Source organism: Acetatifactor sp. (assembly GCF_982438285.1).
Genome location: NZ_CEWDFQ010000068.1, coordinates 1 through 11,730, shown reverse-complemented (window position 1 = coordinate 11,730; position 11,730 = coordinate 1). Strand labels below are relative to the sequence as shown.

Genomic DNA, 11,730 nt, shown 5'->3' with positions numbered 1-11,730 from the left:
ATCCTGCAGAGCCCTGTAATAGCAAAGCCAGGAAGCCCCGGTAGCTATCCCGGACAATATAATAAAGAGCAGCTCCCTGGGAGAGGTCTCTTTCACCGCCCGCTGTCTGCCTGTCACAAATACCATAATCCAGGCCATCAAAAGCACAACGCCTGTGCGCACTGCCGTTCCCAGATTGGATTCCACATCGCTGATTCCGATTTTACCTAAAATAGAGGTCAGGCTGGCAAAGACAGCGGAGCCTGCAGCATAAAGAAACCAGGAATTTCTTTTTCCCTGCTGGTTTGCCATCTCCTTCTTTCTTTCGATCATCAGATAGGTTCCTATGCCGATCAGGACAACGCCTATTGCCTTGGGCACATTGATTTCCTCGTGTAAAAGCACAAAGGCCAGCAGAATGGTCAAAATCACACTGGACTTGTCAACCGGAACCACCTTATTGATATCGCCCATCTGCAGTGCCTTGAAGTAGCACAGCCAGGAAGCTCCGGTAGCCATCCCGGACAAAATCAAAAACAGCCATGATCTGCTGCTTATGGCGCCAATCTGCCCCTGTGATCCCACCGCAAAAACCATCAGCCAGGAAAAAATCAGCACAACGATGGTGCGTATGGCCGTGGCCACGGTAGAATCCGTCTTGCGAATCCCACACTTTGCCAGAATAGCTGTTATGCCCGCGAATATTGCGGAACCAAATGCAAATATAATCCACATAATTTTCTCCCTTTTCCATCCGCAGTTTTCCTTTTATGCGAATCTATTATCATAATACCTGAAAATCCTTGTTTTTACTCTCCCCTTTTGAATGTATGGCATTAAAAATGGAATGGTATTTTAGCTTTTCTAACTGGAGACAGGCCATCTTCTGTCGAATGCGACTGTCTGCTCCAGCTTTTTCATAGATCTGCTCAGAGTCGGCTGTTTCATATGCAGCTCTTATGCAGCCCGGGTCAAGGTACCCCATTTGGCAAACGCTGTAAGCTGCTCTAATAAAAAGATTTCGATCATGGGCACTCCTTCTTTCCAGGGTATGACTCTTATTTATATCATCATACCCAACTTGCATTTTACAGTCAATGTACTTTAAGCCTACAATATATTTGGAAACAGAAAAATTATGATTGCTTCGCATAAAAGGAAAATCCTATGAAAAGTAAGAGCGCAGTCCCCGGACAAAGGCTGCGCTCTTTCTATTTTATATTCTATACTAAGGTCAGAAACCACTCCACTGTCTTGGGATCATAGTGGGAGAAAAACAGGCTTTCTCCTCCGTCCAGCTCTTCGATTCTGGACATCTCCTCCGGCGTCAGCTCAAAGTCAAAGACATTGAAATTCTCCTCCATCCTTTCCTTATGGGTGGATTTAGGGATAACGACCACATCGCTTTGAATCAAAAACCTCAGGGCTGTCTGAGCCGTGGTCTTTCCATGGGCCGCGCCGATCTCCTTCAGCACAGGATTGTTGAAGTAATCGTTCTTTCCCTCCGCAAAGGGTCCCCAGGATTCGATCTGGGCGCCGTTCTTCTTCAGATATTCCTTAGCCAGCTTCTGCTGCTGGAACACATGGGTCTCCACCTGATTCACAGCAGGTTTGATCTCTGCAAAATGATGCAGGTCCAAAAATCTGTCGGGATAGAAATTAGATACTCCGATGGCCCGTACCTTGCCCTCCTTGTACGCTTCCTCCATAGCCCGGTAGGTTCCGTAATAATCTCCAAAGGGCTGATGAATCAGCAGCAGATCAATATATGACGTCTGCAGCTTGGCCAGAGATTCTTCAATGGACGCCTTGGCCTTTTCATAGCCTGCATTGCTGATCCATACCTTTGTGGTGATAAAAAGCTCCTCTCTGGGCACGCCGCACTTTGCAATGGCATTTCCTACGCCCTCCTCATTTGCATAGGCCTGGGCCGTATCAATAGAACGATATCCCACGCTTATGGCGTCCAGAACACACCTTTCTGCCTCGGCGGGGTCTACCTGATAAACTCCATAGCCCAGCACCGGCATTTTTACCCCATTGTTTAATGTAACATATTCCATATCCAGGTCTCCTCCTATTCTTCCTTCAACGCTTTCTATTCCTTCTGGTCAACCGGCTCGCACCACTCGTTTTTGCCGTTTACACCAAACACCGCAACAGCTTCCTTTAAATCCATTTTTCAATATCCTTCCTGGAACGGTTCACGCTTCCTCCGTGAATTGCAAGTCCCTTTTCCACCTTTGCTTTTGGGCACAGCCGTTTGATATCGCTCTCGCTGCTTCCCATTCCGCTTCCTTCATGGGTGCAAAAGGGCTTGATGGTTTTGCCGCTGAAGTCAAAATGCTCCAGAAAAGTAAATACAGCCATAGGCATGGTGCTCCAGTAATTGGGATACCCCAGATAAATGGTATCATATTCGTCAATGCTGTCAGGATAAGCCTTAAGCTCCGGACGGGCGTCACGCTTCTGATCCGCCTGTGCCTGTGCGATGCACTCGTTATAGCCTTTTGGATAATCCTGAATCTGCTCAATTTTGAACATATCCGCACCTGTCAACTCTTTGATCATACCTGCGGCCACTTCTGTGTTGCCCACATCCAGAGTCTTAAGCATGCCGTTTACATAATTCTCACCGGCTCTGGAATAAAAGGCAATCAATTTTTTTGACATTTCCTTCCCTCCTTATCCTTTTGTGTTTTTATTATAACAGTACCTTTCTTGACACGGAATCTCCAATCTGTTATTATTGTATAAACTGGTAGTTTATGCTTTTTATGGGAGGACTGCTGTGTACAATCCACTTTTAGATACCTTTATTGCCGTCTGCGACTGCGGCAGCTTTACCAAGGCGGCGGAACTTCTGTTTATTTCCCCCACCGCCGTTATGAAACAAATGAATTCCCTGGAGGAGCACCTGGGTTTAAAGCTCATTGAGCGCTCTCCGTCCGGAATCCGCCTGACTCAGGCCGGAACCGTTATTTACCGTGACGCAAAGTTTTTGATGGACTATTCCAAAAAGTCCATTGCCAGCGCAAAAGCGGCCCTTTATGCAGACGACACTACCTTCTGCGTGGGCACCTCCCTGTTAAACCCCGCAAAGCCCTTTATGGATTTATGGTATCGTGTGAACAAGGACTTTCCCCAGTATAAGCTCCATCTTGTCCCTTTTGAGGACAATCATGAGGGTATTTTATCAGAGATTGAAAAGCTGGGAGAAAAATTTGACTTCCTGATCGGCGTGTGCGACTCAAAGGAATGGCTTGCCCGCTGTCATTTTCTGCCCCTTGGCCAGTATCAAAAAATGATAGCGGTCTCAAGAGAACACAGGCTTGCCCAAAAAAGCCGCATAGATATAGAAGATTTGTATGGGGAGACTCTGATGATGGTGCAGCGCGGAGATTCCGGGACAAATGATTTCATCAGAAATGATATAGAGAAAAATCATCCAAAAATACAGATTGAGGACACGCCTCCCTTTTATGATCTCTCCGTGTTTAACCGTTGTGCACAGACAGGAAAGGCGCTCCTGACTATAGAATGCTGGACGGAGGTTCACCCGGGGCTTGTCACCCTTCCGGTAAACTGGAATTACAATATCCCCTACGGTCTGCTCTATAGTCTGGATGCGCCCGATGACGTGCTGAGATTGGTAAAGGCTGCAAAAGCCCTGACGAATTTTGATTGACCTGAGCATTTATGCCCGCTCCTGCCTTTTGATAAGCAGCACCGCAACATCGTTTACATTGGTTCCTGTGGGCCCCGTAACCACAAGCCCGTCCGCCGCCTGCAGCGCATAATAAGCATTGTTATCCCTTAATGTCTGGTAAATGTCTATTCCCACGGCTTTCAGCCTGCTGGCGGTATGCGCATCCACAATTCCTCCTGCCGCGTCCGTGGGGCCGTCCGTTCCGTCAGAGCCCACGCTGAAAATGCACACCTCATGAAGCCCCATAAGTCCCTCCGCCGCTGAAAGAGCCAGCTCCTGATTTCTTCCTCCCTTTCCTGTGCCCGACAGATGTACTACGGTTTCTCCTCCTGCAATAAAGGCAAGGCTCTTTCCTGTCTTATCATGGGTTCTGGCAATCGCGGACAAAAAGGAACCTGCCTCCTTTGCCTCACAGCTTAAAGAATCTGTCAAAATCTGTGTCTCATAGCCAAGCTCCCGGCATTTGCCCGCAGCTGCTTCGCACAAAAGCTTCACATCTCCAATCATACAATAGCTGGTGTTTTCCAATCTTTCCGGTGTTTCCTGTCTGAGGGCATTTTCCGCCTCTCCGCTTAGCCGTATCCCGTATTTTTTCACGATCTCCATGGCCTGGCCGCTTGTGCTCAAATCTTCACAGGCAGGGCCGGAGCCTATGCTGTCCAGGCGGCCTCCCACCACATCGCTCAATATGACTGAATGCACATGAGCAGGCATACACCACCTGGCAAACCGCCCTCCCTTTACACAGGATAAATGCTTGCGCACAATGTTTATCTCCGTGATATCTGCCCCACAGGCTAAAAGCTGCTTTGTGATATCCAAAAGCTCTTCCCCCGAAATCATGGGTTTTTCAAATAGGGCGGAGGCGCCCCCGGAGAGCAGAAAGAGCACTTCGTCCTCTCTTGTCAGATTTTTCGTCAGCTCCAGCGCTTTTTCGGCGGCCAGAAAGGAATTTTCATCCGGTGTCGGATGTCCTCCCTCAAAGCAGGAAAAGCCCTCCAGCTCACCCTTTATATGGCCATACTTGGTAATGACAATTCCACTGTGAATCTTTTCCCCAAGCACTTCTTTTGCAGCGGCGGCCATAGTATAGGCGGCTTTCCCCACAGAAACCACATACAGCCTTCCGGCAGGCGGCTGATACCCTTGCAATTCCCTTTTCACGCTCTCCCCCGGAAGAACCTGCCGGATCGCGGCTTTTATGATCTCCTGTGCATCCCGAAGTACGCTCATTTTCTCCCTCCATTCCGAAGCGCAGCGCAGGAATCGCGCAATAGAAATTCGCGCAGGCGATTTCTATTGTCGCATCAAGGCTTTTTCATGACCATATGTCTTTTACGCCAGCTTCCTTAAACATAAAATACGCCGTTTGGCGCCACGCGCTGCAAACGGCGTATTTTTATCAACCATCCACAAATACAGTATTGTATTGATCGATACAGTCATCAAGCACCTCTTCAATATGAATGATGCCGCCCAGATATTCCCGTCCCGGCTCCTCAATAGGCACTCCGCTCTCCACCTGGCTTATCATCCACTCCACCGACTGAACCAGGCTTCCCAAAAGCCCATACATGGGGGTCTCTCCGAGAGATTCCGCCATAAGCTGGTTCTTATCCTGCACCGCCTCATCGTAAGCGGCCACAGTAGCTGCCAGCTCTTCATACAAAGGACGGATGGGCGTCAAATCCAGCTCCGTGATGTTGTCGTCATACACACCCTGCGCATAGCACTCGTTCAACAGCTTCTGTGCCACTGTGATGGCATGGCTGGCATTATAGATAATCACTCTGCCCTCCGCCAGCATGTTCTCCTCATCCTTGGCTATGCGCTCGTCAGCCAAAGCAGAAATTTCATCCATATACTGATAAGCCAGCTCTGCAAAAGCCTCTGCATTGGCTTGAATCACCGTGTGGAATTCCTTTGCCTTGGCGTACTGGTTTTCTGCCACATCACTGCTTGAGGCAATCCCATCGAAGCCATCCATCAAGGACCGCATGGGCTCCGCAATTTCTGCCGTAAGCTGATCCAAGGTTCCAAAATCCGGCTCCATCTCTGATACCGCCAGTGCATCATCAATGATATCGCTGTTAAAATAGGAAATCCCGTACTTGTATTCATAGGGGCTGTCCGCCACAAAGCTGAATTCATCTGCGTACTCAACTACCAGATAATAGTTGCTGATATTTTCCAGCAGCTCCGCCATGTAGTTATTCATCTCCACATAGATGTTATACTTGATCAGATCCATAGTCTCCGGATCGATTTCATTCACTGCCTGCTCTGTGGAAGCTTCCGCCACAGTCTCATCAGCAGACGCTTCCTCCTGAGCTTGGTCTGCAGTGCCTTCCGTTGTCTGGCCCTGATCTGCACCCCTTCTTAAAGCTCCTGTTTCCATATTCTGACAGCCGGTCAAAAGAACGGCTGCAGACAAGGCCATAGCGGCTATGGGAAAAATACCCTTATTTTTTCTCATCCCCTCATTCTCCTATTCTTTCATTTTTCTATCGTTTCCAGCAGCGGACGCCACGACTTGCAGCACATCCCCTGAAAAAATCGGGTGTGAAAGGTATCACACCCGATAAAAAGCAGCCCGAAGTTCTTTTATGAAACCTGAGGACCAGCTGCAACCAGCGCTTTTCCAGCGTCGCTGCCCTCATATTTTGCAAAATTCTTGATGAATCTCTGGGCAAGATCCTTCGCCTTTGTCTCCCACTCGGAAGCATCTGCGTAGGTATCGCGGGGATCCAGAATATTGGTATCCACACCGGGAAGCTCCGTAGGAACCTCAATGTTGAAGTACGGAATCTTCTTGGTAGGTGCATTGAGAATGTCACCGTTTAAGATAGCGTCAATGATACCGCGGGTGTCACGGATGGAAATACGCTTGCCCGTGCCGTTCCAGCCGGTATTTACCAGATAAGCCTTGGCGCCGCTCATCTCCATTCTCTTTACAAGCTCCTCTGCATACTTTGTAGGATGCAGCTCAAGGAATGCCTGTCCGAAGCAAGCGGAGAAGGTAGGGGTGGGCTCTGTGATGCCGCGCTCCGTACCTGCAAGCTTTGCGGTAAAGCCGGACAGGAAATAATACTGGGTCTGCTCCGGTGTCAGAATGGATACAGGAGGAAGTACGCCAAATGCGTCTGCGGACAGGAAAATTACATTCTTAGCCGCCGGTGCAGAGGATACAGGACGTACAATCTTCTCAATGTGGTCAATGGGATAGGACACACGAGTATTCTCTGTTACGCTCTTATCGGTAAAGTCGATCTTGCCGTCCGCATCCAGAGTTACGTTCTCCAAAAGAGCGTTTCTCTTGATTGCATTGTAGATGTCAGGCTCAGAATCCTTGTCCAGATCAATTACCTTTGCGTAGCAGCCGCCCTCAAAGTTAAATACGCCGTTGTCATCCCAGCCGTGCTCGTCATCACCGATCAAAAGACGCTTGGGGTCTGTGGAAAGGGTGGTCTTGCCTGTTCCGGAAAGGCCGAAGAAGATTGCGGTATTCTCGCCGTTCATATCTGTGTTTGCAGAGCAGTGCATGGAAGCGATGCCCTTAAGCGGCAGATAATAATTCATCATGGAGAACATACCCTTCTTCATCTCTCCGCCGTACCATGTGTTCACAATTACCTGCTCACGGCTTGTAATATTGAACATAACTGCGGTCTCAGAGTTCAGGCCCAGCTCCTTGTAATTTTCAACCTTTGCCTTGGAGGCATTGTATACAACAAAGTCAGGCTCAAAATTCTCAAGCTCCTCTGCAGTGGGCTGAATGAACATATTGGTAACAAAGTGAGCCTGCCATGCCACCTCAACGATGAAACGGATTGCCATGCGGGTATCCTTGTTTGCACCGCAGAATGCGTCCACCACGTAAAGCTTTTTGTTGGAAAGCTCCTTCAGCGCGATTTCCTTCACCGTTTTCCATGCTTCCTGCGTAGCGGGATGATTGTCGTTTTTATACTCGTCAGAGGTCCACCAGACAGTGTCCTTTGAATTCTCATCCATAACGATAAACTTATCCTTAGGAGAACGTCCTGTATATTCACCGGTCATTACATTCACTGCGCCAAGCTCGCTGACCTGTCCCTTTTCATAGCCTGTCAGCTCCGGTTTGGTTTCTTCTTCAAACAATACTTCATAAGAAGGATTGTGCACAATCTCTGTGGTTCCTGTAATGCCATACTTGCTTAAATTAATTTCTGCCATCTGCATTTAACCTCTCTTTTCTTTATGTAGAAACGGAACTTCCCGCTTCCCTATCCTTAATTATACATAATCAGCCAATTAAATCAACAAAAAATCGCTTTGTTTTATTAAATGTTAAGATTCCTCATCGTCCATCACTCTCCATGCCTTTCCGAAATTTACATCCCGGAACAATGCGGTAAGGCCGGTAATCTGCTTAAGCCGCAGTATCTCATCCTTATCCATACCCAGATGCTTGGATATCCATGCGTCGGATCGACCCAGCTCATGAAGCTCCTTTATGATATTGCTCATAAGGTCCACATCGTGAGAGCCCCTGGCCCGATTGTGTCGGATGGTGCTGGCCATCCGGCAGTCCATGGGCTTATCTATAACAGAAACAGGCATTCTGCCCTTCTCTCTCTCATAGATGTCGGGATAATCCAGCATAATCCGGTAGCGGTGGAAGCCGTCTACAATCACATAGGTATCCTTCTCCTCATCGTGGTAGCAGACAATGGGCATGGTATACCCATCCTCCTTGATGCTGTCGTAGAGGAGCTTCATTTCGGGAGGCGCCACTGCGTTTGGATTGTAAGTGTTGGGCTCTATTTTCTCTATAGGAACGGAAATCACGTTATAAACAGGGCTTACGAATGTCATGGCTATACTCCTTGTCCTTCAATCACCTGGCTGTACTTGCTTTTGAGAAGATTCACATTCTTTTGCTGCTCTCTGGTCAGTCCAAAGCCCATAAAACGGCAGATATGATCGTTTTTCAAAATACAGAAGCACATTCTTTTCCAGCTGGGAATGTCCTTCGTGGACTTTATATCATCCGTATTGTCGGGAATCTTTCCCAAAAATATCACTCTGGAATTTTTCATGACGGTATAATTGGAGACACCGTTTCGCCGGATCTGGTAGCCATGCTCCTCCAGCTCTCTGATAGTTTCCTCCTCCAGTCCTCCTCCCACATTGTGCCAGAAGCGTATAGAGGCTTGAAACTTATTGATATAATTTTGTCTAAGGCGCGCCGGGAGCGTAGCCAGAAGGAACCGGGTATAGGACTCCCAGGTATGCCCCTCGGGCAGCGTCACGTTTTTATAGCCCATGGCTTTGGTCTTTCCATAGATAGCGGCAAAATTTGCCCCCCGCACTCTCCCTACCAGCTTCACCCATATCTGGGGATCAATTACCCGGTATAAATTCAGGCTGTCCTTGGCATAGTCGTTAAAGGGAGAAGCCACCCGCATCTGCTCCGGCTTAAGCCCCGCCATATAGTAAAGATCATACAGACGATTGTAATCATATTGAAACAGATAGTTGGCATGCCATACGTCCCCTACAGACCAGTCATACATAGGAGAGGCGCACCAGACCTCCTTAAACTGTCTGCTGATCCAGCAGGTTCCCTTGTAGCCGTATTTTTTGTTGAGAATGCCGCTGTATCGCTGAAGAGATTCCTCCGCACGAATTCCCAAAAGACACACTGTCTTTCTGTTTTTGTGGGAGAGACGATACCACCGTCCGAACTGCTTTGCCAGGTCCTCCTGGTGCATCCGGTAGCGGTAGGTGGTTATGGGATTATTTTTCAGATTGATTACATAGGGGTGTTCAGGCATAGGGCGCACCCATGAGGCTTCCTTGGTATCGTCCCACGGATACCAATACATCTCATAGCTGCTTAGCGCCGTCCTGGTAGCCATGGGAAGGCACACCCAGTAGGGCTCCACTTCATCCTTAATCCGCTCAAAGGTACGCTCCACATATTCCGTAGTCACAGTATACTGCGCCTCAAAATCCTGATGAAAAACCCCGATTTCCCGATTGGGATAATATTTTCTTCGAAAATCCAGAACGAGATTTAAAAGCAGTCCGCTGTCCTTCCCTCCCGAGAAGGATACAAATATGTTGTCGAATTCCTCAAACAGAAAGTGAAGTCTCAGCTGCAGTGCATCATACACATTTTGCGACAGATATTCACGTTTCATTTTTACTCCCTGTCTGTTTCCATATTTTGGTAATTATGGTAACACAGAATTCGACAAAATACAAATTAAAATTCCCTTTTCGGCACCACCTGCCGGAATCGCGCAAGCCTTTCTTCAAACTGGGAATAAAAGTCCTCCAAAGCATAGGGCGCAAAATAAAAGGTGTTCAAAAGAAAAAGATTCAGGTTCCTGCAAAGAGAATCCTCCCCATTTTCCCAAAGCAGCTCCTCAACCTCTTTCAGCAGATAATGCCATGTAATGATAAATTCCTGGTTCCGTTTTCCATCCGGCGTGTCAATCCATTTGCTCACCTTCACCTTAGTGCGCAGGGCTGTACACTCTCCGGTCTGCAGAAAATAACGAAAAGACCCGTTTTCATAGTATCTTCCCAGCGGAAACAGCCTGCAGACTCCCGGGCGAAGAGGATGTATGCTGCAGCGCTCTTTCGCACTCAAAAAGGGACAGCGTTCTTCCTTACCCATCATCCTGAGATTTGGCAGAATTACGCCGTCCCCCACGTTAAGCTGTGCATATTTTTCTAAAAGCTCCTCCATGGAGCATTTTAATCCGGTGGTCAGCCGGAAAACGTCGTAAGGGTCTAAAATGATGGAATTTCCCATACCCTGACAGCACTTAGAACAGCCTGCACAGCCCTGAGCGTCCGCTTTCACCATGTCGTTTGGTCCATAGAGCCTTCCATCTGATATTTCCTCCAAAGTAACATTACGCCTCATTCTTCCTCCCATCCTTTCCCGGCCATGCAGCCACCAGCGCCTGGTATTCTTCCTCTGTGATGCCCAGAATGCCTCCATGGCGCTTTTTTGTTTTACCCATATCAAACTCCTCCGACCCCAGAATGCGGAACCTTCCCGAGGAAAGCCGGTCCGTCACCAAAGGCAGATAACCCTTCCCCTGGGCAAACCTGTCCACCATCAGACACCATCCCTGGGTGTGATTTAACGGAAAGATTTCCGGCCCCTCCACACCATACAGCTGTGCAAGCTCCGGGCTCTCCAGCTCCACAAAGGCCGCCGGCTCCAGGGTCCTGCCAAAATCCACACAAATACGCTTGGTAGTTTCATCCTTTGTGTAACGGTAATAGCCCTCTTTGACATGAATGATGGTGCTGTCTATCACATGATTCTCCTTCTCCAGAAACACAAAGGGCTCTGTAAATTCCCGGAAATTTCTTGTATATGCCCCGTATATCCTCTGCTTGGGATTGGTATCCCCTGCAAGCTTTACCATGGAGGCCCAAAAAACCAGCACAGCATCCTTTTCGTCATCATAAACAGCCTCCGGCGCCCAGACACAGCCTGCGCCCTCCACGCCGACTGTGCGGGGAAAAGGCCCCATCCAATGCACAAGATCGAGGGATTCCCACACCAGAATATCCCTGCTTCCCTCATACTGTGCGGCCTCCCACCCCTTTCCGGCTTCTATGCGAAGATCCGTTGCAATCAGGTAATATTTTTCCCCTTCCTTTTCCGGAAAGGGGGAACGAAGCAGGAAGGGGTCCCTTGCCCCCCGCTCTCCCACGTTGCTTCTCAGCACAGGCCTTCCCTGGTTTAAATCCTGCCAGTGCAGTCCGTCCCTGCTCAGGGAGAAATAAATCTGCTCCCCGTCCTTTTCCTCCCCAATAAAATGGGCAAACAAATATCCCGCTTCCTTCATGGTCTTTTACAATTCCTCCCCCTTTTCTTTTCTGTCCATGACAGCCCTTAAGCTCTCCGTGTAAGGAGCTCTGGCGACGCCGTACTCCGTGATGATCCCCGAAATAAGCTCATGGTCTGTCACATCAAAGGCCGGATTGTACACCTTTACTCCCTTGGGAGCCATGGGCTCTTTATACCACAT

Annotated in this window: 11 protein-coding genes and 1 pseudogene; 1 reads left to right on the top strand and 11 read right to left on the bottom strand. The window is 48.6% G+C overall.

Annotated features, from left to right (window positions below; genetic code table 11):
- From AC1WIP_RS05240 to AC1WIP_RS05230, 3 genes are all read right to left on the bottom strand, one after another.
- Positions 1-714 (bottom strand): EamA family transporter (locus AC1WIP_RS05240; RefSeq protein ID WP_481140832.1); only part of this gene is annotated, 714 nt, incomplete at its 3' end.
- Positions 715-1,202: 488 nt separating this feature from the next.
- A complete protein-coding gene (locus AC1WIP_RS05235) occupies positions 1,203-2,042 on the bottom strand; it encodes an aldo/keto reductase (protein ID WP_481140831.1) in 840 nt (279 codons plus the stop codon).
- Positions 2,043-2,148: 106 nt separating this feature from the next.
- On the bottom strand, positions 2,149-2,652 hold the full coding sequence (locus AC1WIP_RS05230) for a flavodoxin (RefSeq protein WP_481140830.1): 504 nt from the start codon (positions 2,650-2,652) through the stop codon (positions 2,149-2,151).
- A 118-nt stretch (positions 2,653-2,770) separates the two neighbouring features.
- Here AC1WIP_RS05230 and AC1WIP_RS05225 point away from each other — a divergent pair, with 118 nt between their 5' ends.
- Positions 2,771-3,667 carry a LysR family transcriptional regulator gene (locus AC1WIP_RS05225; protein WP_481140829.1) on the top strand — a complete coding sequence of 299 codons (897 nt, stop codon included), beginning with the start codon at positions 2,771-2,773 and terminating at the stop codon, positions 3,665-3,667.
- 9 nt (positions 3,668-3,676) lie between these two features.
- On the opposite strand, the gene AC1WIP_RS05220 is transcribed toward AC1WIP_RS05225, so the two are convergent.
- The 8 genes and pseudogenes from AC1WIP_RS05220 to mtnA all read right to left on the bottom strand — a co-directional run.
- Entirely contained in the window at positions 3,677-4,921 is a 1,245-nt protein-coding gene (locus AC1WIP_RS05220) for a glycerate kinase type-2 family protein (RefSeq protein ID WP_481140828.1), read from the bottom strand.
- Between the two features lie 169 nt (positions 4,922-5,090).
- Positions 5,091-6,164, bottom strand: coding sequence for a DUF3829 domain-containing protein (locus tag AC1WIP_RS05215; protein ID WP_481140827.1), 1,074 nt, complete (start codon positions 6,162-6,164; stop codon positions 5,091-5,093).
- A gap of 128 nt (positions 6,165-6,292) precedes the next feature.
- A complete protein-coding gene (gene pckA, locus AC1WIP_RS05210; protein ID WP_481140826.1) occupies positions 6,293-7,900 on the bottom strand; it encodes a phosphoenolpyruvate carboxykinase (ATP) in 1,608 nt (535 codons plus the stop codon).
- 114 nt (positions 7,901-8,014) lie between these two features.
- Positions 8,015-8,542 carry an IbrB-like domain-containing protein gene (locus AC1WIP_RS05205; RefSeq protein ID WP_481140825.1) on the bottom strand — a complete coding sequence of 176 codons (528 nt, stop codon included), beginning with the start codon at positions 8,540-8,542 and terminating at the stop codon, positions 8,015-8,017.
- 2 nt (positions 8,543-8,544) lie between these two features.
- Positions 8,545-9,873 carry a phosphoadenosine phosphosulfate reductase gene (locus AC1WIP_RS05200; protein WP_481140824.1) on the bottom strand — a complete coding sequence of 443 codons (1,329 nt, stop codon included), beginning with the start codon at positions 9,871-9,873 and terminating at the stop codon, positions 8,545-8,547.
- Positions 9,874-9,938: 65 nt separating this feature from the next.
- The gene (locus AC1WIP_RS05195) at positions 9,939-10,607 is read right to left on the bottom strand and encodes a YkgJ family cysteine cluster protein (RefSeq protein ID WP_481140823.1); all 669 of its coding nucleotides are present in this window, start codon (positions 10,605-10,607) and stop codon (positions 9,939-9,941) included.
- Positions 10,597-11,547, bottom strand: a complete 951-nt coding sequence (locus tag AC1WIP_RS05190; protein WP_481140822.1) for a glycoside hydrolase family 43 protein — start codon at positions 11,545-11,547, stop codon at positions 10,597-10,599. Before AC1WIP_RS05190 ends, AC1WIP_RS05195 begins: the two co-directional genes overlap by 11 nt.
- A 6-nt stretch (positions 11,548-11,553) precedes the next feature.
- Positions 11,554-11,730: pseudogene (gene mtnA, locus AC1WIP_RS05185) on the bottom strand (S-methyl-5-thioribose-1-phosphate isomerase); the annotation flags it as partial.

Excerpts from the sequence above, each read along its gene's own strand:
- AC1WIP_RS05235 (WP_481140831.1), bottom strand. The coding sequence starts at position 2,042 with ATGGAATATGTTACATTAAACAATGGGGTAAAAATGCCGGTGCTGGGC.
- AC1WIP_RS05230 (WP_481140830.1), bottom strand. The coding sequence starts at position 2,652 with ATGTCAAAAAAATTGATTGCCTTTTATTCCAGAGCCGGTGAGAATTAT.
- AC1WIP_RS05220 (WP_481140828.1), bottom strand. The coding sequence starts at position 4,921 with ATGAGCGTACTTCGGGATGCACAGGAGATCATAAAAGCCGCGATCCGG.
- AC1WIP_RS05215 (WP_481140827.1), bottom strand. The coding sequence starts at position 6,164 with ATGAGAAAAAATAAGGGTATTTTTCCCATAGCCGCTATGGCCTTGTCT.
- pckA (WP_481140826.1), bottom strand. The coding sequence starts at position 7,900 with ATGGCAGAAATTAATTTAAGCAAGTATGGCATTACAGGAACCACAGAG.
- AC1WIP_RS05205 (WP_481140825.1), bottom strand. The coding sequence starts at position 8,542 with ATGACATTCGTAAGCCCTGTTTATAACGTGATTTCCGTTCCTATAGAG.
- AC1WIP_RS05200 (WP_481140824.1), bottom strand. The coding sequence starts at position 9,873 with ATGAAACGTGAATATCTGTCGCAAAATGTGTATGATGCACTGCAGCTG.
- AC1WIP_RS05195 (WP_481140823.1), bottom strand. The coding sequence starts at position 10,607 with ATGAGGCGTAATGTTACTTTGGAGGAAATATCAGATGGAAGGCTCTAT.
- AC1WIP_RS05190 (WP_481140822.1), bottom strand. The coding sequence starts at position 11,547 with ATGAAGGAAGCGGGATATTTGTTTGCCCATTTTATTGGGGAGGAAAAG.